This is a genomic window from Paenibacillus sp. FSL R10-2796 (assembly GCF_037965315.1).
Lineage (GTDB): Bacteria > Bacillota > Bacilli > Paenibacillales > Paenibacillaceae > Paenibacillus_AQ > Paenibacillus_AQ odorifer.
In genome coordinates, this window is sequence record NZ_CP150178.1 from 79,232 (window position 1) to 104,926 (window position 25,695).

At 46.4% G+C, this 25,695-nt stretch carries 21 protein-coding genes, 1 tRNA gene and 3 rRNA genes; all 25 read left to right on the forward strand.

Going from position 1 to position 25,695, the window contains the following annotated elements; genetic code table 11:
* Positions 1 to 39 precede the first annotated feature (39 nt).
* Positions 40 to 924, forward strand: a complete 885-nt coding sequence (hslO, locus tag NST58_RS00365) for an Hsp33 family molecular chaperone HslO (protein ID WP_036678742.1) — start codon at positions 40 to 42, stop codon at positions 922 to 924.
* Positions 925 to 933: 9 nt separating this feature from the next.
* The gene (locus NST58_RS00370) at positions 934 to 1,878 is read left to right on the forward strand and encodes a peptidylprolyl isomerase (RefSeq protein WP_081386466.1); all 945 of its coding nucleotides are present in this window, start codon (positions 934 to 936) and stop codon (positions 1,876 to 1,878) included.
* A gap of 141 nt (positions 1,879 to 2,019) precedes the next feature.
* Positions 2,020 to 2,958 carry a cysteine synthase A gene (cysK, locus tag NST58_RS00375; protein ID WP_036678737.1) on the forward strand — a complete coding sequence of 313 codons (939 nt, stop codon included), beginning with the start codon at positions 2,020 to 2,022 and terminating at the stop codon, positions 2,956 to 2,958.
* A 339-nt stretch (positions 2,959 to 3,297) separates the two neighbouring features.
* A complete protein-coding gene (locus tag NST58_RS00380; protein WP_076305369.1) occupies positions 3,298 to 4,911 on the forward strand; it encodes an anthranilate synthase component I family protein in 1,614 nt (537 codons plus the stop codon).
* Positions 4,908 to 5,489 carry an aminodeoxychorismate/anthranilate synthase component II gene (gene pabA / locus NST58_RS00385; RefSeq protein ID WP_036678733.1) on the forward strand — a complete coding sequence of 194 codons (582 nt, stop codon included), beginning with the start codon at positions 4,908 to 4,910 and terminating at the stop codon, positions 5,487 to 5,489. The genes NST58_RS00380 and pabA overlap by 4 nt, the downstream gene beginning before the upstream one ends.
* On the forward strand, positions 5,486 to 6,367 hold the full coding sequence (locus NST58_RS00390; RefSeq protein WP_339245620.1) for an aminotransferase class IV: 882 nt from the start codon (positions 5,486 to 5,488) through the stop codon (positions 6,365 to 6,367). The genes pabA and NST58_RS00390 overlap by 4 nt, the downstream gene beginning before the upstream one ends.
* Positions 6,364 to 7,221: a dihydropteroate synthase gene (gene folP, locus NST58_RS00395; RefSeq protein WP_076305368.1), complete on the forward strand. Its 858-nt coding sequence runs from the start codon at positions 6,364 to 6,366 to the stop codon at positions 7,219 to 7,221. Before NST58_RS00390 ends, folP begins: the two co-directional genes overlap by 4 nt.
* Before the next feature lie 30 nt (positions 7,222 to 7,251).
* Positions 7,252 to 7,614 carry a dihydroneopterin aldolase gene (folB, locus tag NST58_RS00400; protein ID WP_076138480.1) on the forward strand — a complete coding sequence of 121 codons (363 nt, stop codon included), beginning with the start codon at positions 7,252 to 7,254 and terminating at the stop codon, positions 7,612 to 7,614.
* An 11-nt stretch (positions 7,615 to 7,625) separates the two neighbouring features.
* A complete protein-coding gene (gene folK / locus NST58_RS00405) occupies positions 7,626 to 8,177 on the forward strand; it encodes a 2-amino-4-hydroxy-6-hydroxymethyldihydropteridine diphosphokinase (protein ID WP_036678725.1) in 552 nt (183 codons plus the stop codon).
* A complete protein-coding gene (locus NST58_RS00410) occupies positions 8,129 to 8,338 on the forward strand; it encodes a helix-turn-helix transcriptional regulator (protein WP_076099929.1) in 210 nt (69 codons plus the stop codon). The genes folK and NST58_RS00410 overlap by 49 nt, the downstream gene beginning before the upstream one ends.
* Before the next feature lie 33 nt (positions 8,339 to 8,371).
* Positions 8,372 to 9,388 (forward strand): tRNA dihydrouridine synthase DusB, encoded by a 1,017-nt coding sequence (dusB, locus tag NST58_RS00415; RefSeq protein ID WP_339245623.1) that lies wholly within the window; start codon positions 8,372 to 8,374, stop codon positions 9,386 to 9,388.
* A gap of 201 nt (positions 9,389 to 9,589) precedes the next feature.
* The gene (gene greA / locus NST58_RS00420) at positions 9,590 to 10,069 is read left to right on the forward strand and encodes a transcription elongation factor GreA (RefSeq protein WP_036678719.1); all 480 of its coding nucleotides are present in this window, start codon (positions 9,590 to 9,592) and stop codon (positions 10,067 to 10,069) included.
* 248 nt (positions 10,070 to 10,317) lie between these two features.
* Positions 10,318 to 11,835 carry a lysine--tRNA ligase gene (gene lysS, locus NST58_RS00425; RefSeq protein WP_076277918.1) on the forward strand — a complete coding sequence of 506 codons (1,518 nt, stop codon included), beginning with the start codon at positions 10,318 to 10,320 and terminating at the stop codon, positions 11,833 to 11,835.
* Between the two features lie 406 nt (positions 11,836 to 12,241).
* Positions 12,242 to 13,799, forward strand: a 16S ribosomal RNA gene (locus NST58_RS00430).
* A 262-nt stretch (positions 13,800 to 14,061) separates the two neighbouring features.
* Positions 14,062 to 16,988: ribosomal RNA gene (locus tag NST58_RS00435) — 23S ribosomal RNA — on the forward strand.
* A gap of 128 nt (positions 16,989 to 17,116) precedes the next feature.
* A 5S ribosomal RNA gene (gene rrf / locus NST58_RS00440) occupies positions 17,117 to 17,233 on the forward strand.
* Together the 16S, 23S and 5S rRNA genes form the textbook arrangement of a ribosomal RNA operon.
* A 432-nt stretch (positions 17,234 to 17,665) precedes the next feature.
* A complete protein-coding gene (gene guaB / locus NST58_RS00445) occupies positions 17,666 to 19,123 on the forward strand; it encodes an IMP dehydrogenase (protein ID WP_036679982.1) in 1,458 nt (485 codons plus the stop codon).
* 125 nt (positions 19,124 to 19,248) lie between these two features.
* Positions 19,249 to 20,643 (forward strand): D-alanyl-D-alanine carboxypeptidase family protein, encoded by a 1,395-nt coding sequence (locus NST58_RS00450; protein ID WP_076130392.1) that lies wholly within the window; start codon positions 19,249 to 19,251, stop codon positions 20,641 to 20,643.
* 112 nt (positions 20,644 to 20,755) lie between these two features.
* The gene (gene pdxS / locus NST58_RS00455) at positions 20,756 to 21,637 is read left to right on the forward strand and encodes a pyridoxal 5'-phosphate synthase lyase subunit PdxS (RefSeq protein WP_036679980.1); all 882 of its coding nucleotides are present in this window, start codon (positions 20,756 to 20,758) and stop codon (positions 21,635 to 21,637) included.
* Positions 21,638 to 21,655: 18 nt separating this feature from the next.
* Positions 21,656 to 22,252, forward strand: coding sequence for a pyridoxal 5'-phosphate synthase glutaminase subunit PdxT (pdxT, locus tag NST58_RS00460; protein WP_076130391.1), 597 nt, complete (start codon positions 21,656 to 21,658; stop codon positions 22,250 to 22,252).
* A gap of 74 nt (positions 22,253 to 22,326) precedes the next feature.
* Positions 22,327 to 23,613 (forward strand): serine--tRNA ligase, encoded by a 1,287-nt coding sequence (gene serS, locus NST58_RS00465; RefSeq protein WP_038568043.1) that lies wholly within the window; start codon positions 22,327 to 22,329, stop codon positions 23,611 to 23,613.
* A gap of 67 nt (positions 23,614 to 23,680) precedes the next feature.
* Positions 23,681 to 23,769: transfer RNA gene (locus NST58_RS00470), tRNA-Ser, on the forward strand.
* A 145-nt stretch (positions 23,770 to 23,914) separates the two neighbouring features.
* Entirely contained in the window at positions 23,915 to 24,256 is a 342-nt protein-coding gene (locus NST58_RS00475) for a hypothetical protein (protein ID WP_036679977.1), read from the forward strand.
* An 11-nt stretch (positions 24,257 to 24,267) separates the two neighbouring features.
* Positions 24,268 to 24,420, forward strand: a complete 153-nt coding sequence (locus NST58_RS00480) for a small acid-soluble spore protein P (RefSeq protein WP_076138623.1) — start codon at positions 24,268 to 24,270, stop codon at positions 24,418 to 24,420.
* Positions 24,421 to 24,525: 105 nt separating this feature from the next.
* A complete protein-coding gene (locus NST58_RS00485) occupies positions 24,526 to 25,617 on the forward strand; it encodes a hypothetical protein (RefSeq protein WP_076130388.1) in 1,092 nt (363 codons plus the stop codon).
* The last annotated feature ends 78 nt before the right edge of the window (positions 25,618 to 25,695 follow it).

Genomic DNA, 25,695 nt, shown 5'->3' on the forward strand with positions numbered 1-25,695 from the left:
AAGCCTAAAAGGCGAAGAGATAGGAGGGCTATGCACCCAATGGAAAAAAAGAAGGATCGACTAATCCGCGGCACGGCTCTTAATGGTAAAGTGAGAGCGTTTGCTGTCCGCACAACTGAATTGGTTGAAGAACTGAGACGCAGACACGATACGTATCCAACGGCTACAGCCGCAATGGGACGTACAGTTACCGCTGCAGCCATGATGGGCGCTATGCTCAAGGGTAGTGAGAAGCTGAGTATTATGGTTAAAGGGAATGGACCGATCGGACAAATCGTTGCAGAATCCAATGCATTGGGAGAAGTGCGTGGTTATGTGCATAATCCTCACATTCATTTACCGAGCAATAGCATGGGGAAGCTGGATGTAGCTGGAGCGGTGGGAACTGAAGGGTTCATTGATGTTATAAAAGATTTAGGTATGAAAGAGCCATACCGCGGTAGTATTCCTATTATCTCGGGGGAGCTTGGCGATGATTTTACTTATTATTTTGCGGTTTCTGAGCAAACTCCAGCTGCGGTTGGCCTAGGTGTACTGGTAGATACCGATGAGTCAGTAATTGTGGCTGGAGGCTTTATTGTTCAGCTTCTTCCTGGTCTGACTGATGCGGAGATCACAGAGATTGAAAAAGCTGTAGGGGCAATGCCTTCAGTAACGGCGCTTCTCGATCAGGGGCTGGAGCCAGAAGAAATGCTGCGCTACCTGTTGCCGGATGCTGTGGTTATGGATGAACTGGATATTAACTTTGCTTGTCAGTGTTCGCGTGAGCGGGTAGAGCAGACATTGGTTAGCTTAGGGCGGGATGAACTGGAGAGATTAATTGCAGAAGATGAACAGGCTGAAGTCGTATGCCATTTTTGCAATGAGGCTTATGTTTTCAATAAGGACGATTTACAGGTCATTTTAGAACAAGCGAATTCGTAGGGCATTGGGATGATGACGAGACAGGAACGTGCACTTCGCAATACGGTTATTATTCTAGCTGTTGCAACTTTAATGCTCGGGGGTCTATTATTCTGGAGTTTACGCGCCATGGCCCTTCTTAAAGGAGATACAACAGACAATGAATCACCGGATGTAGCGACTGCAGGCGGACAACCGATAACGGATCAGCAGTGGATGGATGAGCTCAAAAGAAAGCATGGAGAAGAAGTGTTAATCAGTATGCTTAACCATATTGTCGTGAACATGGAAGCTAAGGCATTAGGAATTACCGTGACAGACGATGAGGTTAAGCAGGAACTGGCACGCACTATAGTTGGGTACGAATCAGAAGCGCAATATTATGCTCAAATGCAATCTCAGCTCGGATTATCTCGTCAGGAAGTGTTCGCAGAGACAGCTTATCGTCTGTCCTTACAAGCGATAGCCACGGTGGGCATTACAATCAGTGATGCCGATATAGATGCTTATTTAGAGCAAAATGCCGAGCGCTTCATTCCAAAAAAGGAAATGCAGCTTTCTATGATCAAGGTCTCATCCTATGAGGAAGGCCAGCAGGTAATGGATCGCTTGGAACAGGGTGAGGATTTCGCTGATTTGGCTAGGGAAGTGTCTATTGATGATGAGAGTCGGCAGCACGGAGGCAGCTTAGGTAAAGTAGAGGAAGACGACCCTTTTTGGCCAGAGGGAATGTTAAAGACTGCCGCTGGATTGGATGTGGGTGATATAGCCGGTCCGATCGAGACAGGAGAAGACTTCGCCATTATCCGCTTGGAGAGTATTCACTCTCCAGAAATGCCGGATCAGAAAGAAATTCGGGCGCTTGTACGTCAAGAGCTGGCTTTGGAGCAAGCCCCACCCTTGCAGCAGGTGGAAAGCGATTTACGCAATAAATATGAGGTATCAATAAATATTGACAACAGCCTGCAAGATTGATAATATGATATTAACGTAAACCCTACCGTTTTAGTCGGAAATAACTGACGGTGGTCAACAATTTAAACTCCATACACAGAAGCATAAAGTCATAATTTACGTTCTTATATCGCATTTATCATTCTAAGGAGGTTTTTGCTCATGGCTAAAGTCGTTAACAACGTAACAGAATTGATCGGAGGTACTCCGCTCGTTCGTTTGAATCGTCTGGCACAGGAAGGCTCCGCAGATATTTATTTGAAATTGGAATATCAGAACCCGGGATCAAGCGTAAAAGACCGGATTGCAATCAGCATCGTGGAAGAAGCTGAGCGTGAAGGTCTACTGAAACCGGGAGGTACGATTGTAGAAGCTACTAGTGGTAACACTGGTATCGGCCTGGCACTTGTAGCTGCTGCTAAAGGTTATAAAGCAGTTATCGTAATGCCGGAAACAATGAGCTTGGAGCGCCGTAATCTCCTTCGCGCATATGGAGCGGAATTGGTGCTGACCCCAGGATCGGAAGGTATGAATGGTGCGGTTAAGAAAGCAGACGAAATTCTGAAAGAAAACCCAAGCTATTTCCCATCCGAGCAATTCAAGAATAAAGCGAACGTGAAGATTCACCGTGAGACTACTGGACCTGAAATCATTGACGCTATTGAATCCATCGGCGGTCCTTTGGATGCTTTTATTGCAGGTATCGGAACAGGCGGAACGATCACTGGTGCGGGTGAAGTGCTGAAAAGCCAATATCCTGATATTAAGATCTATGCTGTAGAACCTGCTGCTTCCCCAATCTTGGCTGGAGGCAAACCAGGTCCACACAAAATCCAGGGTATCGGAGCTAACTTCATCCCTGAGATTCTGAACCAAGATATCTATGATGAAATCATCCACGTTGAGAATGATGAAGCTTTCGAAACTGCACGTCGTGTAGCTAAAGAAGAAGGCGTCTTGTCTGGTATTTCTTCAGGTGCTGCTGTATTTGCCGCTCTTAAAGTAGCTAAAGATTTAGGCCCTGGCAAAAAAGTAGTAGTCATTATCCCAAGTAACGGCGAACGTTACCTGAGCACACCACTTTACAATTTCGAAGCGTAATTGTTTGCAATAACGTAAATCTATAAGAGTCTTCATACCACTTTTTTGGTGGTGATGGAGACTCTTTTCGTTGATTTAAAAGGCATTTGGTACTTTGCATATATGGCAGGCTAGACGTGGTAATTTTATTATTGTTGAAAAAAGCTCTGGTTTTTGCAGAAAACGAAAAAATCATAATAATTTCCTATCGCTGAGGGCTTTTCAATAATGCCTTAAGTACAGTATACTGACAGGCAATATACTACTGACGATTGGACAAAACTAAGCAAATGCTTACGAAGCGAGTTTTATTGCGAAGTGATGTCTACGAAGTAATGGCTTCATAAAACTTTTAGGAGGATGGCTTTGGAAATCATAACAACCTGGAACGAGTGGGAACAATGGGCTGCTGAAGACTGGAGCATGTTTCCCTTGATTATAAAATCCCCCCGGTGCACCAACGAATTACCCGCGTCCTGGGAGAAAGCCTGGGAGTTAGCTTCCCAGTATTCTGTAGTTTTAGAAAGTGGTAAGGGTGGCCGTTATACGTACTTGGGCTTAAATCCTGTTTCGATATTGAAAGGCAAGGAGGATAACGCGGAAGTATTTAGCTTCCCTACTGAATCTTTGGAATCAGCATCAGTGAACGAGGAGAGGACACCTGAGGCAACAACACTGCATGGACAACCGCTGGAGCTACTGCAGCAATGGATGTCGGATTTTACGTCGCCTAAGTTAAAGGATGAAGATGTTCCTCCTTTCTCTGGTGGATGTATTGGATTCCTTGGTTATGATGTGGTTCGTTCTTTGGAACGGTTGCCTTCTTTTGCCCAAGATGATCCTGGTTTTCCTGATTATCTTTTTATGAGGTTTGACGAGATATGGATTTATGATCACGAAGAGCATGTGCTGTATTGTGCTGTCCACGTTCCAGTTCCAGCAGACTGTGGGCTGGAGGATCTGCAAAATCTCTATCTTGGCAGTATAGAACAGGCTGGACAAATGGTAGAGCAGTGGCAGCTGATATCTTCAGCTGCAGGATTGGATGATGAGGCCGTGGGCAGCATTGAGGCCCTTACAGTTTCATCAGGAGAGTGGCCGGGCATGGCCTCGGCTTTCTCGCCTGAGAAGTTTCAGCAGGCAGTGCTGGACGTTCAGGAATACATCCGCCAAGGCGATGTCTTCCAAGTGAACCTCTCGCTGCGCCAGGAGGCGCAGCTGAAGTCCTCGCCGGAGGATGTTTACGAGTGGCTGCGCAAGCTCAACCCGTCCCCGTACATGGGGCTCTTGCGGTCGCCCGGCTTCGCGCTGTCTAGCGCTTCACCGGAGCTGCTCGTCAAGCTGCATGGGGACAAAGTGAGCGCCCGGCCCATCGCCGGCACCCGGCGCCGGGGACTCACTCCCGCGGAGGATGCCGCCATGGAGGCGGAGCTTCGCGGGAGCGAAAAAGAGATCGCCGAGCATATCATGCTTGTCGATCTGGAACGCAACGACATCGGGCGTGTCGCTGCATACGGTTCCGTCAGCGTGCCGGAGCTGATGACGGTGGAGCGCTACTCTCATGTGATGCATCTCGTTTCGCAGGTAGAGGGCCAGATTGCGCCGGATAAAGACGCTTATGCGGTTATCGCAGCTTTATTCCCGGGGGGAACCATCACAGGGGCTCCCAAGGTAAGGACAATGGAGATTATCGAAGAACTGGAGCCGGTTCGACGTGGACCCTATACAGGTTCGATGGGTTTTATTGACTATAACGGCAATATGGAATTAAATATTATTATAAGAACGCTGGCTGTAAAAGACGGGGTCGGATATATTCAGACAGGTGCCGGCATAGTGATCGATTCCGATCCCTACCGTGAATACCGTGAATGCCATAATAAAGCCAAAGCGGTAGTGAAGGCAGTACTCTGTAGTGAACTGCAGCAGGAATTGCCAGCTACCAGCGGAGCCGAAGGGGGAGTAGCACTGTGATCTTGGTCATCGATAATTATGATTCCTTTACGTATAACCTCGTACAGTATTTAGGTGAGCTTGGGGAAGAGGTTAAAGTGCACCGCAATGATGAAATTACCATCGAAGAGATTGAAAAACTGGCACCTGACCATATTCTGATTTCACCAGGCCCATGTACACCAAATGAAGCGGGAATTAGTCTGGAATTGTTGCATCATTTCAAGGGGATCATTCCGATCTTCGGCGTATGCCTTGGACATCAAGCGATTGGACAAGCATTTGGTGGCAATGTCATCCGTGCTGAGCGTTTGATGCATGGGAAGACATCGCCTATTTACCATAACGGGACCTCAGTTTTTGAAGGTCTGGAGTCTCCATTTACAGCTACCCGATATCATTCACTGATTGTAGAGCGGGAGAGTCTCCCAGATTGCTTGGAGATTACGGCTGAGACTGAAGAGGGGGAGATTATGGCATTGCGCCATAAAGAATATCCTATTGAAGGTGTGCAGTTCCACCCGGAATCTATTATTACGGATCATGGTCATACGATGCTGCGTAATTTCTTGAAACGGAGAGCCGGAGAAACGGCATGAAATATATAGGATTCAACAATGGTGTCATTGACGCCCGAGAAGCCGTGGTTTCTGCCTTGGATCACGGCTTTTTGTACGGCATTGGCTTGTTCGAAACCTTTCGGACCTATGGGGGAGTTCCCTTTTTGCTGGAGCGTCATTTGAAGCGTATGGCAGAGGGGTGCAAGGAACTGGGCATTCCATTTGAGGCAGAAGCGGCACATCTACTTGACTGGATTAAGCGCGTCATGGACAAAAATGAATTAAAAGAAGCTTATATACGCTATACCGTAACAGCCGGTGAGGATATTCTCGGATTACCTGCTGGTGATTATCAAAAGCCCAATCATTTGTTGTACATCAAAGCGCTGCCGAAAGTACCAGATAAGCTTTACAGTGAAGGCAAAGAGCTGCAGCTGTTGTCCTTGCGCCGTAATACTCCTGAGGGAACAGTGCGATTCAAGTCGCTGCATTATATGAATAACATTCTGGCTAAGCGTGAGCTTAGAGGGTATGCTTCTGCGGAAAATGGTGCTGAAGGACTAATGCTGACGGCAGAAGAATTTATTGCGGAGGGCATTGTCAGCAACATCTTTTTTATTAAAAACAACAGGCTCTATACCCCAGATCTCACCACAGGCATTCTTCCGGGAATTACCCGGGAAATGGTGCTGGAGCTGGCTCTTAGTGCAGGCCTTAGTGTTGAAGAAGGAACATATCACTGGGAGCAGTTGAAAGCTGCTGATGAAGTGTTTCTTACCAATTCCGTACAAGAAATTGTTCCTGTTACCGGGGTGTGGCACGGAGATGCAAGATTTACTATAGGTACTGGCCAGTGTGGAACAATTACTGCTGGCTTGATTTCATTATATAGAGATAGGACGGCGATTGCGAAATGAGACCAGTCCTCTTTAAGCGGACATACCGTTGTGGAAATACAGACTTGGAGTTAGGAAATCGAACATTGATTATGGGCATCCTTAATGTTACCCCTGATTCTTTTTCAGATGGAGGACTTTGGGATCATCCGGACAAAGCCGTTGAGCATGCGCTGCGTATGGCTGCAGAGGGTGCTGATATTATTGATATCGGCGGTGAATCTACTCGTCCTGGTCATCAACCGGTGGGACTTGAAGAGGAGTTAGCCCGTGTATTGCCTGTGATCGAGAGTATTCATAAGGCGGCACCTCATCTTCCGTTATCCATCGATACCTATAAAGCTGAGGTAGCCCGCCAAGCTTTAGCTGCGGGTGCTCATATCATTAATGACATATGGGGTTGTAAGGAAGATCCGGAAATGGCGGCAGTGGCCGCTGCTGCTGACTGTCCTATTATTTTGATGCATAACCGGCAGGACCGTAATTATACGAATCTGAGTGCGGATATGTCGGCTGATCTTAAGGAAAGTATTGATCTTGCGTTAGCCGCAGGTGTTAAGCCGGCCAATATCATATTGGATCCAGGTATCGGCTTTGCTAAGGATTATAATGAAAACCTGCAGGCAATGATGCTTTTAGACGGGTTGACTGAGTTAGGCTATCCGTTGTTACTGGCGACATCCCGCAAAAAATTCATCCGCACGGTACTTGATTTGCCGTCTGATGATGTTGTGGAAGGCACTGCAGCTACAGTAGCTTTTGGTATTGCTCAGGGTTGCCAGATCGTACGTGTACATGATGTATCTCTAATTAAACGAACGGTTAAGATGTGTGATGCGATGTTGTATGCTGCACCTCCAGTGGTGCGTGAATAGCTATATTTTACGAAAAAGGGCGGATTAATCATGGATAAAATGACAATGCATCGCATGGAATATTACGGATACCACGGTGTATTTGAGGAAGAGCGTAAGCTGGGACAACGTTTTTACATTGATTTAGAGCTTGAGCTTGATTTGCAGGGTGCGGGCTTGAATGATGATTTGAATCAAACTGTGAATTATGCTGAAGTTCATGAATTAGTCAAAAATATTGTCGAAATAAAGTCTTTTAAGTTGATTGAAGCTTTGGCAGAATATATTGCATCCTCCGTACTGGACACTTATACTGTTATCAATGCAGTAACGGTTAAGGTAACTAAACCTCATCCGCCTTTCGACATTCATTTTCAGGGAGTGACTGTAGAGCTGCGCAGAACTAGAAAGTGAGAACAAGGTCCATGAATATACATTCCACCTCTGAAGAATCAGAGGCTTATATTGCTTTAGGGGCTAATTTGGGTGACCGCGAGGGCACACTGTCAGAGGCTTTGAACAGACTGGACGCTCATGATGAAATATCGGTGGTCCGCTGCTCCAAAGTTTACGAGACAGAGCCGGTAGGTTATTTAGATCAGCCGCAGTTTCTCAATATGGCAGCAGCTTTGCGAACGACACTTGCGCCCGAGTCCTTGCTGGAAGTGATGTTGGGGATTGAAACGCAGTTGGGTCGTATCCGGGATATCCGCTATGGACCGAGAACGGTAGATTTGGATTTGTTGTGGGTTGAGGGTCAGGTGCTCGATACACCACATTTAACGTTACCGCATCCACGCATGTTAGAGCGTGCTTTTGTATTGTTTCCGCTCAGTGACATCGTTCCACAGAATGAACAATCTTCCGGACTTCGCAAGCTGATTACAGCAGCGCTTCAAGACATAGACGGGAAGGAAGGAATTCGGTTGTGGACAACAAGCGTTTGGGACGGAGGGTCAGGGCATTCCGTAAGCTAAAAGGGTATACTCAACAGGATCTTGCGGATCTTGCCGGAATTTCCTTGGCTGTGCTTGGTGCAGTCGAGAGGGGTAACAGACGGTTAGAAGATCAAATTTTAGATAAAATTGCGAATGTTCTAGGGGTTACAACAGAAGAGCTTGTGGATCCCAACTCATAATTTCCAAGAATTAAAAGGCAGGAAGTGATACGAATGCTGAAGATTGGCGATATTGAGATGAAAAATCAGGTTGTTCTGGCACCTATGGCTGGCGTGTGCAATCCGGCTTTTCGTCTGATCGCTAAGGAATTTGGTACAGGTCTGGTCTGTGCGGAAATGGTAAGCGATAAGGCCATTATTCACGGAAATACACGTACTCGCGAAATGTTGTTTGTAGATGAACGGGAGAAACCGCTTAGTTTGCAGATTTTTGGCGGGGATAGAGCATCACTGGTGCAAGCAGCTAAAGTCGTTGATAAAGAAACCAATGCTGATATTATCGATATCAATATGGGATGCCCAGTGCCAAAAGTGACTAAATGTGATGCGGGAGCCCGCTGGCTTTTGAATCCCGACAAAATCTATGAAATGGTCTCTGCGGTTGTCGATGTTGTCGATAAACCGGTAACCGTGAAAATGCGGATTGGCTGGGATAGCGAGCATATTTTTGTCGAAGATAATGCGCGTGCGGTTGAACGTGCCGGGGGTAAGGCTGTCAGCGTACACGGTCGTACCCGCGAGCAGCTTTACACAGGCCATGCGGACTGGAGCTATATCAAGATGGCAAAAGAAGCAGTTTCAATTCCCGTTATCGGCAACGGGGATGTTAATACACCTGAAGATGCTCGGGCTATGTTGGATCAGACTGGCTGCGATGGTGTAATGATCGGGCGTGGAGCACTCGGTAATCCTTGGATGTTGTATCGTACCATTCAATATTTGAGCACCGGCGAGCTTATGCCTGAACCTGGTTTGGATGAGAAGATTAAGGTTGCTATTCTTCATATGGATCGTCTGGTAGCTCTTAAGGGAGAAGCTGTAGCTGTCCGTGAGATGCGTAAGCATATGGCTTGGTATTTAAAAGGCTTGAAGGCTGCCGCTAGAGTGAAGGATGTCCTTATGACAGAAACAAAACGCGATGGAATGGTGAGGATATTGAATGATTTTGTCGTTCAATTAAAGCATGAAGAAGAGAGCAAGGGCATTGAAATGTCTTCTTCTGCTGTATAATCGCCTTTTTTCTGCTGATATTTGAACACATCTGACTTTATATGTGGTGTCATTGACATTTTGTAGCGGTTCCAATATAATTTCACAGTATAAAATCGCCGTTACAGTAAGAGCAATGCAGCAGGGAGGGTTCTTATCCTTCTAGATTAGCATATAGTATGGTGTTTTCAATAATTGTATACGACAGGAGAATCGGTTGAGATGAGCGATAAAGAAGTCATCCTTACGCCGGACGGGCTAAAACGTCTGGAAGATGAGCTGGAGACCCTCAAATCCGTAAAACGCCGTGAGGTTGCTGAACGGATTAAGGTAGCGATTGGCTACGGAGATATCAGTGAGAACTCGGAGTATGAAGACGCGAAGAATGAGCAAGCTTTTATCGAAGGACGCGTTCTCACTTTGGAGAAGATGCTTCGCAACGCGCGTATCATCAATAGCGACGAGATCGTTACTGACGTAGTAAGTATTGGTGTTACTGTAAGTGTCGAGGATTTGGAATATGGGGACACTATGGAGTATACGATCGTAGGTACAGCAGAATCTGATCCACTGAATAACAAGATTTCCAACGAAAGTCCGGTAGGCAAAGCTATTATCGGAAAAAAAATAGGTACGGTAGTTGATGTTTCTACACCTGCAGGAGTTATTCAATATAAAATTCTCGATATCAGAATGAAGTAATATACAGACCTTAATGTCTGTAAATAGATGTGCTGCCATATGTATTAGTCATTTCACTGTACATAGGTAGATAAGGGAACATGTTTGGGAAAGCTTCCTTAGGGAAGCTTTTTTCAAATCATCCAGAAACGATAGGTAAAACAAACTGCTTATATTTTGAGCTGGAACGGGACTGTCCTCTAACTATGGAGACGGAGCCGTTTCTTCTTGTGTATATGATATTACTGAGTTATAAGGGGATGAATCGCATGACCGAGGAAATGAACAATGTGGACAATGCAGAGAACGAACTTAGTGAGCTTTTGCAGATCCGCCGTGCCAAACTGGACGAGCTAAGAGGACTTGGTATTGATCCTTTTGGCAAAAAATACGAGCGCACAGCTAACGCTGGCGATATCGTAGCTAAGTATGATGGACTTTCCAAAGAGGAATTGGACGAGCTTTCTGTTGAAGTGAGCATTGCTGGGCGTATTATGGCAAAACGCGTTATGGGTAAAGCCAGCTTTGCGCATATCCAGGACCTTAGCGGAAGAATTCAGCTTTATGTTCGTCAAGACAGCATTCCTGAAACTCAATACACGGCGTTTAATGTTCTCGATCTGGGAGATATTATCGGCGTTCGTGGAACAGTATTCAAAACCAAAACAGGCGAGACCTCCATCAAAGTGCATAATCTCGAAGTCTTGTCCAAGTCCCTGCTGCCACTTCCTGAAAAATATCATGGTCTTAAAGATGTAGAACTGCGTTATCGCCAGCGCTATGTTGATTTGATTATTAATCCGGAAGTTCAACAGACCTTTATTGCCCGTTCAAGAATTATTCAATCGATGCGTCGCTATTTGGATTCACTTGGTTATCTTGAAGTTGAAACACCTACACTTCATACGATCGCCGGCGGAGCAGCTGCGCGTCCGTTTATTACTTACCACAACACACTTGAAATGCAGCTGTATATGCGGATTGCTATCGAGCTTCACTTGAAACGCCTTATCGTTGGTGGTTTGGAAAAAGTGTATGAAATCGGCCGTGTCTACCGTAACGAGGGAATGTCGACTCGTCATAATCCAGAGTTCACTATGATTGAGTTGTACGAAGCATATGCCGACTACAAGGACATCATGAATCTCACGGAGAATATGATTGCACATATTGCCCAAGAGGTATTAGGTACACAACTGCTGGATTACCAAGGCAAAGAGGTAAATCTGTCTCCAGGATGGCGTCGTGTAACTATGGTTGATGCTGTTAAAGAAGTAACCGGTGTTGATTTCAGCGTTCACATGACAGATGACGAAGCACAAGCTTTGGCAAAAGAACATCGTGTGCCTGTTGAGAAACATATGACGTTCGGTCATATCCTTAACGCTTTCTTCGAGCAATTTGTAGAGGAAACTCTAATTCAGCCAACCTTTGTAATGGGACACCCTGTTGAAATTTCACCACTTGCGAAGAAAAACGATGAGGATCCACGCTTTACCGATCGTTTTGAGCTGTTTATTGTGGGTCGTGAGCACGCTAATGCATTTAGTGAATTGAATGATCCGATTGACCAACGTCAACGCTTTGAGGCACAGATCCAGGAGAAAGAGCAAGGTAATGACGAAGCTCATGAGATGGATGATGATTTCATCCGCGCCCTGGAATATGGTATGCCGCCTACTGGCGGACTGGGAATCGGCGTAGACCGTTTGATCATGCTGCTTACCAATTCTGCATCGATTCGCGATGTATTGCTGTTTCCACATATGCGTAACCGTACTGAATAGTATCTATAGAACACAGGGCTTAAGGGAGCTGTCTAAGGGCAGTTCTCTCAGCTACTGTTGATTAGAAGCAGTGCTTTCACTTCATCGCTCCTATAGAATGTAGAGATTTAATATTAGTTTCAAAAAAACTCTTGCAATGCATCTCCATACATGATATATTCTAAGTCCGGCCAAGAAGTACACATGCCGAGCTCGAAAAAGAAGTTGAAAAAAGAGCTTGACATTAAATAGCCGAACATGATATAGTATAAGAGTTGCTGCTGAGACATTAAACGGCGCCAACGAGAACTTGATCTTTGAAAACTGAACAACGAGTGAGTAGGAAATCACGTAAGTGAAATCCAAAATTAGAGAATTAATTTTCTCGTCAGATGTTTCAAAATGAGCATATCGCTCTTTTCAATACTAATTGGAGAGTTTGATCCTGGCTCAGGACGAACGCTGGCGGCGTGCCTAATACATGCAAGTCGAGCGGAGTTACTTTGAAAGCTTGCTTTCAAAGTAACTTAGCGGCGGACGGGTGAGTAACACGTAGGCAACCTGCCCTTCAGACTGGGATAACTACCGGAAACGGTAGCTAATACCGGATAATTTCTTTTTTCTCCTGAGAGAAGAATGAAAGACGGAGCAATCTGTCACTGAGGGATGGGCCTGCGGCGCATTAGCTAGTTGGTGGGGTAACGGCCCACCAAGGCGACGATGCGTAGCCGACCTGAGAGGGTGAACGGCCACACTGGGACTGAGACACGGCCCAGACTCCTACGGGAGGCAGCAGTAGGGAATCTTCCGCAATGGGCGAAAGCCTGACGGAGCAACGCCGCGTGAGTGATGAAGGTTTTCGGATCGTAAAGCTCTGTTGCCAGGGAAGAACGTCCGGTAGAGTAACTGCTACCGGAGTGACGGTACCTGAGAAGAAAGCCCCGGCTAACTACGTGCCAGCAGCCGCGGTAATACGTAGGGGGCAAGCGTTGTCCGGAATTATTGGGCGTAAAGCGCGCGCAGGCGGCTATTTAAGTCTGGTGTTTAAACCTTGGGCTCAACCTGAGGTCGCACTGGAAACTGGGTGGCTTGAGTACAGAAGAGGAAAGTGGAATTCCACGTGTAGCGGTGAAATGCGTAGATATGTGGAGGAACACCAGTGGCGAAGGCGACTTTCTGGGCTGTAACTGACGCTGAGGCGCGAAAGCGTGGGGAGCAAACAGGATTAGATACCCTGGTAGTCCACGCCGTAAACGATGAGTGCTAGGTGTTAGGGGTTTCGATACCCTTGGTGCCGAAGTTAACACAGTAAGCACTCCGCCTGGGGAGTACGGTCGCAAGACTGAAACTCAAAGGAATTGACGGGGACCCGCACAAGCAGTGGAGTATGTGGTTTAATTCGAAGCAACGCGAAGAACCTTACCAGGTCTTGACATCCCTCTGAATCTGCTAGAGATAGCAGCGGCCTTCGGGACAGAGGAGACAGGTGGTGCATGGTTGTCGTCAGCTCGTGTCGTGAGATGTTGGGTTAAGTCCCGCAACGAGCGCAACCCTTAACTTTAGTTGCCAGCAAGTAATGTTGGGCACTCTAGAGTGACTGCCGGTGACAAACCGGAGGAAGGTGGGGATGACGTCAAATCATCATGCCCCTTATGACCTGGGCTACACACGTACTACAATGGCCGGTACAACGGGAAGCGAAGCCGCGAGGTGGAGCCAATCCCATCAAAGCCGGTCTCAGTTCGGATTGCAGGCTGCAACTCGCCTGCATGAAGTCGGAATTGCTAGTAATCGCGGATCAGCATGCCGCGGTGAATACGTTCCCGGGTCTTGTACACACCGCCCGTCACACCACGAGAGTTTACAACACCCGAAGTCGGTGGGGTAACCCGCAAGGGAGCCAGCCGCCGAAGGTGGGGTAGATGATTGGGGTGAAGTCGTAACAAGGTAGCCGTATCGGAAGGTGCGGCTGGATCACCTCCTTTCTATGGAGAATCGTTCTCTGCAATGAGGACATTCAAATCGGAAGCTCAGCTTCCAAAACTCAGGTTTAGGCCTGTTACTCACTCGTTGCTCAGTTTTGAGAGTTTAAGCTCTCAAGTAAGACTTGATCCTTGAAAACTGGATACCGAAACGAATTTGCGTTTTAGAACATCTTTTAGCAACTTGTGCAAACAAGTAAATGTTATTAGTGAGATGATTCCAAAGAGAATGTCATCGTATGATATTTTCCTGCGGAAGAATCAAGGTTAAGCTAATAAGAGCACACGGAGGATGCCTAGGCGCCAGGAGCCGACGAAGGACGTGGCGAACAACGAAACTGCCTCGGGGAGCTGTAAGCAAGCTTTGATCCGGGGGTGTCCGAATGGGGAAACCCAGCTGTGGTAATTCGCAGTTACTCATACCTGAATACATAGGGTATGTAGAGGCAGACCAGGGGAACTGAAACATCTAAGTACCCTGAGGAAGAGAAAACAATAGTGATTCCGTCAGTAGCGGCGAGCGAACGCGGAACAGCCTAAACCTAAGAGCTTGCTCTTAGGGGTTGTGGGACGTCTCACATGGAGTTACAAAGGAATATGGTAGGTGAAGAGGTCTGGAAAGGCCCGCGATAGAGGTAAAAGCCCTGTAACCTAAACTGTGTTCTCTCCGAGACGGATCCCGAGTAGTGCGGGGCACGTGAAACCCCGTATGAATCCAGCAGGACCATCTGCTAAGGCTAAATACTACCTGGCGACCGATAGTGAAACAGTACCGTGAGGGAAAGGTGAAAAGCACCCCGGAAGGGGAGTGAAATAGAACCTGAAACCGTGTGCTTACAAAAAGTCAGAGCCCTATTAATGGGTGATGGCGTGCCTTTTGTAGAATGAACCGGCGAGTTACGTTTAACATGCAAGGTTAAGCCGAGAAGGTGGAGCCGCAGCGAAAGCGAGTCTGAATAGGGCGAATTAGTATGTGGACGTAGACCCGAAACCGTGTGATCTACCCCTGTCCAGGGTGAAGGTGCGGTAACACGCACTGGAGGCCCGAACCCACGTACGTTGAAAAGTGCGGGGATGAGGTGGGGGTAGCGGAGAAATTCCAATCGAACTCGGAGATAGCTGGTTCTCCCCGAAATAGCTTTAGGGCTAGCCTCGGTATAAGAGTAGTGGAGGTAGAGCACTGATTGGGTGCGGGGTCCGCAAGGATTACCAAGCTCAGTCAAACTCCGAATGCCATATACTTATTGCCGGGAGTCAGACAGTGAGTGCTAAGATCCATTGTCAAAAGGGAAACAGCCCAGACCATCAGCTAAGGTCCCCAAGTGTGTGTTAAGTGGGAAAGGATGTGGAGTTGCACAGACAACCAGGATGTTGGCTTAGAAGCAGCCACCATTGAAAGAGTGCGTAATAGCTCACTGGTCGAGTGACTCTGCGCCGAAAATGTAACGGGGCTAAACACACCACCGAAGCTATGGCTAGATACGTATGTATCTGGGGTAGGGGAGCGTTGTGTAGGGGTTGAAGGTGTACTGAAAAGAGCGCTGGACACTACACAAGTGAGAATGCCGGTATGAGTAACGAAAAGATCAGTGAGAATCTGATCCGCCGAAAGCCCAAGGTTTCCTGAGGAAGGCTCGTCCGCTCAGGGTAAGTCGGGACCTAAGGCGAGGCCGAAAGGCGTAGTCGAAGGACAACAGTTTGAAATTACTGTACCACCGTAATCCGCTATGAGCGATGGGGTGACGCAGGAGGGTAGTGACGCGGACTGATGGATGTCCGTCTAAGCAGTGAGGCTGATGTGTAGGCAAATCCGCACATCATTAAGGCTGGGCTGTGATGGGGAGCGAAAATTGTAGTAGCGAAGGTCATGATCTCACACTGCCAAGAAAAGCCTCTAGCCAGGAGAAGGTGCCCGTACCGCAAACCGACACAGGTAGGCGAGAAGAGAATTCTAAGGCGCGCGGAAGAACTCTCGTTAAGGAACTCGGCAAAATGACCCCGTAACTTCGGGAGAAGGGGTGCCCCGGTAGTGTGAATAGCACGAGGGGGCCGCAGTGAAAAGGCCCAAGCGACTGTTTAGCAAAAACACAGGTCTGTGCGAAGCCGCAAGGCGAAGTATACGGGCTGACGCCTGCCCGGTGCTGGAAGGTTAAGGGGAGTGGTTAGGGGTAACCCGAAGCTATGAACCGAAGCCCCAGTAAACGGCGGCCGTAACTATAACGGTCCTAAGGTAGCGAAATTCCTTGTCAGGTAAATTCTGACCCGCACGAATGGCGTAACGACTTGGGCGCTGTCTCAACGAGAGATCCGGTGAAATTTTAATACCTGTGAAGATGCAGGTTACCCGCGACAAGACGGAAAGACCCCATGGAGCTTTACTGCAGCTTGATATTGAATTTGGGTACGATCTGTACAGGATAGGTGGGAGCCGTAGAAATCGGAGCGCAAGCTTCGGTGGAGGCGCCGTTGGGATACCACCCTGATCGTATCTAGGTTCTAACCTAGTACCCTTACCGGGTACGGGGACCGTGTCAGGCGGGCAGTTTGACTGGGGCGGTCGCCTCCTAAAGAGTAACGGAGGCGTTCCAAGGTTCCCTCAGAATGGTTGGAAATCATTCGCAGAGTGCAAAGGCATAAGGGAGCTTGACTGCGAGACCTACAAGTCGAGCAGGGACGAAAGTCGGACTTAGTGATCCGGTGGTACCGCATGGAAGGGCCATCGCTCAACGGATAAAAGCTACCCTGGGGATAACAGGCTTATCTCCCCCAAGAGTCCACATCGACGGGGAGGTTTGGCACCTCGATGTCGGCTCATCGCATCCTGGGGCTGAAGTAGGTCCCAAGGGTTGGGCTGTTCGCCCATTAAAGCGGTACGCGAGCTGGGTTCAGAACGTCGTGAGACAGTTCGGTCCCTATCTGTCGTGGGCGCAGGAAATTTGAGAGGAGCTGTCCTTAGTACGAGAGGACCGGGATGGACGTACCGCTGGTGCACCAGTTGTTCCGCCAGGAGCATGGCTGGGTAGCTACGTACGGACGGGATAAGCGCTGAAAGCATCTAAGCGTGAAGCCCCCCTCAAGATGAGATTTCCCAATTAGTAAGACCCCTTGAAGACGACGAGGTAGATAGGTTGGAGGTGGAAGTGCAGCAATGCATGGAGCTGACCAATACTAATCGGTCGAGGGCTTATCCTATACTTAGAATGCAAATTCGTTTCGGATTCAGTTTTCAGGCATCAAGCCTGTAACACGCTTAGAAATTCATTGTCACTTCTGGTGATGAACCGAATTTTACGCGGCAGCGTCTGTTTCATAGACGCATGTTTGGTGGCGATAGCGGAGGGGTTCCACGCGTACCCATCCCGAACACGACCGTTAAGCCCTCCAGCGCCGATGGTACTTGGACCGAAGGGTCCTGGGAGAGTAGGACGTTGCCAAGCACGCAAGACCACTGTTGAGTAATCGACAGTGGTCTTTTTGTTATGTAAATAGAGAATTCATTGGGCTATATTTTGAGATACTAAGATGGAGATAAGCGTGGTTTAAAAGGTGAACAGAGGCGAACTGTAAATTTTTAACACACTAAATTGTCCTCTCAGCACGGACTAACGTCCAATAATTCGCTTACTCGGCGGCCGTTTTTTGAATACCTACTCTGATGATGTAATGTTCTTGACAGTCCAAATGCCCTTTGCTAAGATGGCAATAATATATTTTTGGATAAGCATCTCAAACCTTAATTGAAGATCTACACTTGTTCAGCCCCCAGATGTACAGAATTGTCTGTCGTGAATGGACTGGAGTCAAAGGTTCTTCTTTCATAAAGTTTGTAGGCGGGTATAATTTAAAACAACCGAGGAGGAATGACCCAGGTGTGGAAAGATAAGTTTGGTAAAGAAGGTCTAACTTTTGATGATGTGCTGCTGGTTCCGCGTAAATCTGAGGTACTGCCTAAAGAAGTGGATTTGACCACAGTTCTAAGTAAGAATGTGAAGTTGAATATTCCACTTATGAGTGCAGGTATGGACACAGTCACAGAAGCAGCCATGGCCATTGCAATTGCTCGTGAGGGTGGCATCGGGATTATACACAAGAATATGCCTGTAGAGCAGCAAGCGGAAGAAGTAGATCGTGTGAAGCGTTCCGAGAGCGGAGTTATTACGAATCCATTCTCACTTACGGCAGAACACATGGTATCTGATGCAGAGCTTTTAATGGGTAAATATCGCATTTCCGGAGTGCCGATTGTAGACAGTGACAATAAACTTGTCGGTATTCTGACTAATAGAGACTTACGCTTTATTCATGATTTCAATATTCAAATTAAAGAAGTTATGACACATGAGAATCTTGTAACAGCTGCTGTGGGTACAACCCTTCAGGAAGCAGAAGGTATCCTGCAACGTCATAAGATCGAGAAGCTTCCCCTTGTGGACGAGAATAATATTCTTAAGGGCCTCATCACCATTAAGGATATTGAAAAAGCTATTCAATTCCCTAACGGAGCCAAAGATGCACATGGCCGTCTACTTGTTGGAGCAGCTGTTGGTATCTCTAAAGACACCTTCGAACGTACTGCAGCATTAGTAAAAGCTGGTGTGGACTTGATCGTCGTCGATTCTGCACATGGTCACCACATTAATATAATTGAAGCGGTTCGCCAAATTCGTGAGCTGTATCCTGATCTTACGATTGTTGCTGGTAACGTAGCTACAGGCGAAGCAACCCGTGAACTTATTGAAGCTGGTGCATCTGTAGTTAAAGTAGGTATTGGACCAGGATCGATCTGTACAACACGCGTTATCGCTGGTATCGGCGTACCTCAGGTTACAGCCATTTATGATTGTGCGACAGTTGCTCGCGAGTACGGAATTCCTATTATCGCTGATGGCGGTATTAAGTATTCTGGGGAGATCACTAAGGCTATCGCAGCTGGTGCTCATGCTGTAATGATGGGAAGTATGTTTGCAGGTACAGAAGAAAGCCCGGGGGAATCCGAGCTTTATCAAGGCCGTAAATTTAAAGTATATCGTGGTATGGGCAGTATGAGTGCCATGAAACAAGGCAGTAAAGACCGTTATTTCCAAGATGATGATAAAAAGCTCGTTCCTGAAGGAATTGAGGGACGTATTGCTTTTAAAGGGCCTCTTTCTGACACTGTTCATCAATTGATCGGCGGATTGCGCTCAGGTATGGGCTATTGCGGTACGAAGTCATTGGAAGAACTGCGTAACGATACTTCTTTCATTCGCATCACAAGTGCTGGACTTCGTGAAAGCCACCCGCATGATGTGCAAATTACAAAAGAAGCACCAAACTATTCCGTATAATGGACTAACCGTATTATTTTTTGGACAGACAGGACTATTTCGTCCTGTCTGTCTTTTTTTGCGGGTACCCCTGTGTTAGAATAGAACAAGCTATTGATATGAGATTTAAAGGAGAGTCGTAATCATTGAAGCACAAACGAAAATTTAATGGTAAGCAAATTGTAATTAAGACAGCGACTGTAGGTCTGCTTTTAAATATGTTAATGAACCCTGTAATTCCAGCATTGGCTGAAGCGGGCAAAACTCCGGCTACAACCGAGGGTGCCGCAACTACTACTGAAACTGCACCCAAGACCAACGCAGTTAAGATCCCTTCTGTGGAATCTCTTAACTTGGAATTGAGTTCTGCTATTCTAATAGAACCAACTACAGGCCAAGTACTTATGGCTCTAAATCCAGATACACCACTCCCACCTGCGAGTATGACCAAGATGATGACTGAATATCTTGTATCTGATGCCGTGAAAAAAGGAGACATCTCTTGGGATCAGAAAGTTATCATTCAAGAGAATGCTTCCAAACAGGTCGGATCACGAATTTTTCTGGCAGCTGGAGATGAACATACGGTTAAAGAGCTATACATAGCGATGGCCGTAGGATCGGCGAATGATGCCACAGTTGCTTTGGCAGAATTGGTATCGGGTTCAGAAGAACAATTTGTAGAACTAATGAATCAGACTGCACAGAAGATGGGCATGAAAAATACCTATTTTATTAACTCAACTGGACTTGATCGGGCAGACATGCCGAAGAAATTCCGTCCTGATCTTGATAAAGAGACTGTAATGTCAGCTAGAGATGCAGCTACTCTTGCTAAATTTATAGTTACTGACCACCCGGACTTCACTGAATTTACAACGATTCAGTCTTATAAATTCCGTGATCGGGATACAGCGCCGATCATTAACTACAACTGGATGCTGGAAGCTAACAAAAGTATCCCCAACTTTAAGGCATATGCTTATCCAGGTCTAGATGGACTGAAGACTGGCCATACCACAAATGCAGGTAACTGCTTTACCGGTACTGCTGTGCGTGATGGAATGCGTCTAATCAGTGTTGTTATGGGTGCTAACTCAGAGGCACATCGATTCACAGAAACAAAAAAAGTGCTCGACTACGGATTTAACAACTTTGAAATCAAACAGGTTGTAGCTCCGAAGGCTGTTATTGCTGGCACGGAAACAGTTCCGGTACTGAAAGGAAAGAATAAAGATGTTTCTATAGTTACTGATGAAGGAGTTTCTTTCATTGTTCCTAAGGGAACGGTTTCTCCTGAAGTTACTACAACTGTTGTAACAAATGACCCTGCAACTTTGGTTGCTCCTATAGCTCAATCCTCTAAAGTAGGTAAAGTTACCTATTCCTACAAGGCTGAAGGCATGCAAGCAGCACAGGAGAAAACAGTTAATCTGATCACAGTAGAGGAAGCTGAGAAGGCTGGCTGGTTCAAGTTGTTCCTTAGAGCGATTGGCGATTTCTTCGGTGATTTATTTTCAGGGATCAAGAACTTGTTCTAATGCAGTTTGGTGTCGAAATCAGCAGTAAATCCGAGTAAATGGGTTGTAGATTTCCCTTCATTGGGGTAAAATTACAAGTTAGATTAAGATAGATCATTCGGGGGGTTAGGACATGGAAACAGGTACATCGCGAGTTAAAAGAGGCATGGCAGAAATGCAAAAAGGCGGCGTCATTATGGACGTCATGAATGCAGAGCAAGCAAAAATTGCTGAGGCTGCTGGTGCAGTTGCTGTTATGGCTCTGGAACGCGTACCTTCTGACATTCGTGCAGCTGGCGGTGTAGCACGGATGGCCGATCCTACAATTGTAGAAGAGGTTCTCAAGGTGGTAAGTATCCCTGTTATGGCTAAGGCTCGTATCGGCCATTATGTAGAAGCGAAAGTTCTAGAATCTTTGGGTGTTGATTACTTGGATGAGAGTGAAGTTCTTACTCCTGCTGATGAAGTATTCCATATTGATAAACATGAGTTCACCGTTCCTTTTGTATGTGGAGCGAAGGATCTGGGAGAAGCACTGAGACGTATTAACGAAGGTGCCTCCATGATCCGTACAAAAGGTGAACCAGGAACAGGCAACATTGTTGAGGCCGTGCGTCACATGCGCTTTATCAACAGTCAAATCCGTAAAGTAACGAATTTGTCCAAGGACGAGCTATATAATGAAGCAAAGAACCTGGGAGTTTCCTACGAGCTGTTGCTCGAAGTACATGAGCTTGGCAAACTGCCGGTTGTTAACTTTGCCGCTGGGGGTGTAGCTACTCCTGCAGATGCTGCTCTTATGATGCATTTGGGTGCTGATGGTGTATTCGTAGGCTCGGGTATTTTTAAATCGGACAATCCTGAGAAATTTGCGCGTGCGATTGTTGAAGCCACTACACACTATACTGATTACAAACTGATTGCTGAAGTATCCAAGAACCTTGGTGCACCAATGAAGGGGATTGATATTGCAACTCTCACCCCGGCTGAACGTATGTCGGAGCGTGGCCGTTAATAGAGAGAAGGTTGTAGGATGAAGATAGGAGTATTGGCGCTGCAAGGCGCTGTTACGGAGCATATTGTTAGTATAGAGAAGACCGGTGCAGAAGGCGTGCCTATCAAGCGTGTGGAGCAGCTAGAAGAGGTTGAAGGCCTGATTATCCCCGGCGGAGAAAGTACAACGATTGGAAAGCTAATGCGGAAATATGGCTTCATAGAAGCCATCCGTGATTTTTCTGATCAGGGTAAGCCTATTTTTGGCACATGTGCGGGTATGATCGTGCTGGCCAAAAAAATTGCCGGTGGTGAACCGGGGCATTTGGAGCTGATGGATATTACCGTAGCCCGGAATGCATTCGGCCGCCAACGGGAAAGCTTTGAATGTGATCTGGAGGTTAAAGGCATTGATGAGCCGGTTCGTGCTGTGTTTATACGTGCACCGCTTATCAACGAGGTAGGACCGGGAGTTGATGTGCTTACAGTCTATAATGATGAGATTGTAACCGCGCGCGAAGGCAACTTGCTGGTGTCTTCTTTTCATCCAGAACTGACCGATGATTTCAGACTGCACCAATATTTTGCCGATATGGTAGAGGCGAATAGGGAAGTCCAACAACAAAATCGCATATAAAGAACATCCTGACTCTTTCAAAGCTGTAATCAGCATTTTGAAAGAGTTTAGGCTGTTTTCAGGAGGGAAACTTTGTGTTAGATGTGAAAATACTACGTAGTGATTACGCAAGAGTGGAAGAGGCTTTAGAAAAACGGGGCAAATCACTGGACTTAATTGCTGATTTTCCACAACTTGATTTGCGTCGACGTGAATTACTGCAAGAAACCGAAGGTCTTAAGAACCGTCGTAATACAGTTTCAGGTGAAGTAGCGAAAAAGAAAAAGAACGGCGAACCAGCAGATGATCTAATTACAGAAATGCGTACAGTATCTGACCGAATTAAAGAGCTTGATGATGAAGTACGTGAACTGGAAGCTCAGATTGCTGATCTTACTATGAATATCCCTAATATTCCTCATGATTCAGTTCCAGTAGGGAAGTCTGAGGATGATAACGTTGAATTACGCCGCTGGTCGGAGCCCAAAGAGTTCGGATTCACTCCGAAATCACATTGGGAGCTTGCGCAGCAGCTTGATATTATTGATTTTGAAGCTGCAGCAAAGGTTACAGGATCCCGGTTTGTTTTCTATAAAGGACTCGGAGCACGTCTCGAACGGGCGCTGATTAACTTTATGATGGATCTTCACAGTGGTGAGCATAACTATGAGGAAATGCTGCCGCCTTACATTGTGAACAAAGACAGCTTGTATGGTACAGGACAACTGCCTAAATTCGAAGAGGATCTGTTCAAGCTGCGGGATACCGAATACTATTTGATTCCTACAGCTGAAGTACCGGTAACGAACTACTATCGCGAAGAGATTTTGACGGCAGCTGACCTGCCTAAATACCATGTAGCTTACAGCTCTTGTTTCCGTTCTGAGGCGGGCTCGGCGGGCCGTGATACTCGCGGTTTGATTCGCCAGCATCAATTCAACAAGGTAGAGTTGGTGAAGCTCACCACCCCTGAATCCTCTTATGAGGAATTAGAAAAAATGACAGCAGACGCTGAAAGTGTGCTGCAGCTGTTAGGACTGCCTTATCGTGTACTTGGGTTATGTACGGCTGATATGGGCTTTACATCGGCTAAGACGTACGATTTGGAAGTGTGGTTGCCTGAGAGTGGGATGTACCGTGAGATCTCCTCTTGCTCAAATACAGAAGACTTCCAAGCACGCCGGGCAAATATTCGTTTCCGTAAGGATCCAAAATCGAAGCCTGAATTTGTTCATACGCTGAACGGCTCTGCTTTGGCTGTTGGACGTACGGTTGCTGCAATTCTTGAGAATTATCAGCAAGAGGATGGCAGTGTTCTGATTCCAGAATGCCTACAACCTTATATGCGCAATGTAAAGTCGATACAACCAAAAACTATTTAAAGATATAGTTGCTTTTTCTTTGCATTGTATGGTACAATCCTAATGCATGTGAAATTTAAATGCATTTGGAGAGGTACCGAAGCGGTCATAACGGGGCGGTCTTGAAAACCGTTAGGGTGCAAGCCCACATGGGTTCGAATCCCATCCTCTCCGCCATTCCTTTATGAATTTAAAGAATAATTAGATAGAAACCGTTCCCTCTGGGGGACGGTTTTTTGTTTTGTTTGGTAGACCCAGTTCTATTGAGAATAAAAAGCTTCATTTCTCCGCAATGTATTAGAGAAGGAGGATGATCATAATCATGGATAGATCATTAGAAGTTGATCAGCATAAGCTTGTCTCAGCCTGGCAGGAGCGCTTGCCGGCGTTGATGGATGATGGGGATAGTTTCAGTGTGCTGGCGGATAATGGGGATCCGAATAGCTTGCTGATTCATTTTAATGCGGCAGGTCATCAAGGCTATTCGCTGGATTTTCGCTGCAAGTATGTAGATAGCAGAGAAGTGGCAGTGGATCTGCTGGATGTGGAACAGAGCGGTCTCCATATTGATGAGCGTAGTGATGCCGTACAGCAGCTGGCACAGCAATACTCACGGCAAATTCATGAATGTGCTCAGGCTCTTCAGAACTTGACCAATCCTTAGGAGGAATGAAAATGTCGAAACCAAAAAGTATCCCTGTTCCTGGGGCAGAGCCAACAAGTGGTGAGCGGAGAAAAGACCATACTCCATCAGGCCCAGAACCGCTTTCAGGTTCTAAAAAGGTGAAACAAGCGAACCATGTTGACCACCATAATCCACAAGGTTAACAAATAAAAACGTTAAGAATTTTAAAGAAGTGTTTCTTGATTTTTACAAATGGTTTATCATAGGAGGGGGAGAGATTTCTTTTACAATGGGAGAGGAGAACAATAATGAACAAAAAGTGGGGTTTGTCGGCCGCTGCATTGCTGCTTACAGCAGCAGTAATTCTGCCGGGATGTGCAAGTAAACAGGAGGCGCCAAAAGAGGCCTTAAAATCAGCCGCTACTAAAGCGACTACAATGTCATCTTATGAGATGAAGAGTAAATTCACGATCAACGATCTTACGATCGAGACTTCTGACGCTGAATCTGCTGCAATGACTACACAGGTACTTAGTATGCTTAAGAATGCTGATATTACCATTGATGGGGTATATCAAGCAGAGCCAATGCAGACAGAACTAACTATGGTTCTGAATCTGAAAGGCGATATGAGCATGAGCTTTAATGTTCCTATGGTAATGACTGCTGAGAAGTTGTATGTTAAGATTCCATCTATTCCTTTCGTACCGATTCCTGAGACAATCCTCAATAAGTTTGTAGAGGTTGATCTGAAGGCGTTGGCAGAGCAGGAGGGTGCAGAATTTAACCCAAGTACGATGGATACTCAAAAAATGCAGAAGCTGTCTAATGAAGTGGTGGACACTGTCCTAGCTGAATATGACGAAGAAAAATATTTTAACGAGATTGATCCCAAAGATGCTAATTTACCAGAAGGTGTGGAAGCTAAACAAGTCGTTCAGTTCCAAGTGACTAACGATAATGTTAAAGAAGCAATCACTATCTTGGTGAATAATGCCCTGCCAAAAATCATTGATATCGTAAGCAAGGAAGAATACAAGGATATGCTGCAGATTAAAGATGCAGATCTAGCTAAGGCTAAAGAAGAACTGACATCAGGTGAAGCTAGAACTGAATTGGATAAGGGCTTAGCTGATCTTGATAAGTACCTTACCATCAACCAGTTCCACTATAATACTGCGATCAATAAGGACGGATACGCTGTGTATCAGGATTTATTGATGGATGTTAAAGTAAATGATCCGGAAGATGGCACAAAAGTGGCCTTCTCAGTAAATGGAACGGGCCAATACAGCAAGATCAACGAAAAGCCGGTATTCAAGATTGGTATCCCTCAAGGTGATGATGTAATTACAATGGATCAACTTGGAGAAGAATTCGGTGGTTTGGGAACTTATTAATCCCAGTTCGCAAGATAAAGACCCGCATGAGGCGTATATTATACGCCCATGCGGGTCTTTTTTTAGGAAAAAAAGTAG

Coding starts and splice junctions, on each gene's coding strand:
- NST58_RS00380 (WP_076305369.1), top strand. CDS start 3,298: ATGGCTTTGGAAATCATAACAACCTGGAACGAGTGGGAACAATGGGCT.
- folP (WP_076305368.1), top strand. CDS start 6,364: ATGAGACCAGTCCTCTTTAAGCGGACATACCGTTGTGGAAATACAGAC.
- lysS (WP_076277918.1), top strand. CDS start 10,318: ATGACCGAGGAAATGAACAATGTGGACAATGCAGAGAACGAACTTAGT.
- dusB (WP_339245623.1), top strand. CDS start 8,372: ATGCTGAAGATTGGCGATATTGAGATGAAAAATCAGGTTGTTCTGGCA.
- NST58_RS00485 (WP_076130388.1), top strand. CDS start 24,526: ATGAACAAAAAGTGGGGTTTGTCGGCCGCTGCATTGCTGCTTACAGCA.
- NST58_RS00480 (WP_076138623.1), top strand. CDS start 24,268: ATGTCGAAACCAAAAAGTATCCCTGTTCCTGGGGCAGAGCCAACAAGT.
- NST58_RS00390 (WP_339245620.1), top strand. CDS start 5,486: ATGAAATATATAGGATTCAACAATGGTGTCATTGACGCCCGAGAAGCC.
- hslO (WP_036678742.1), top strand. CDS start 40: ATGGAAAAAAAGAAGGATCGACTAATCCGCGGCACGGCTCTTAATGGT.
- folK (WP_036678725.1), top strand. CDS start 7,626: ATGAATATACATTCCACCTCTGAAGAATCAGAGGCTTATATTGCTTTA.
- pdxT (WP_076130391.1), top strand. CDS start 21,656: ATGAAGATAGGAGTATTGGCGCTGCAAGGCGCTGTTACGGAGCATATT.
- pdxS (WP_036679980.1), top strand. CDS start 20,756: ATGGAAACAGGTACATCGCGAGTTAAAAGAGGCATGGCAGAAATGCAA.
- NST58_RS00475 (WP_036679977.1), top strand. CDS start 23,915: ATGGATAGATCATTAGAAGTTGATCAGCATAAGCTTGTCTCAGCCTGG.
- cysK (WP_036678737.1), top strand. CDS start 2,020: ATGGCTAAAGTCGTTAACAACGTAACAGAATTGATCGGAGGTACTCCG.
- greA (WP_036678719.1), top strand. CDS start 9,590: ATGAGCGATAAAGAAGTCATCCTTACGCCGGACGGGCTAAAACGTCTG.
- NST58_RS00370 (WP_081386466.1), top strand. CDS start 934: ATGATGACGAGACAGGAACGTGCACTTCGCAATACGGTTATTATTCTA.
- folB (WP_076138480.1), top strand. CDS start 7,252: ATGGATAAAATGACAATGCATCGCATGGAATATTACGGATACCACGGT.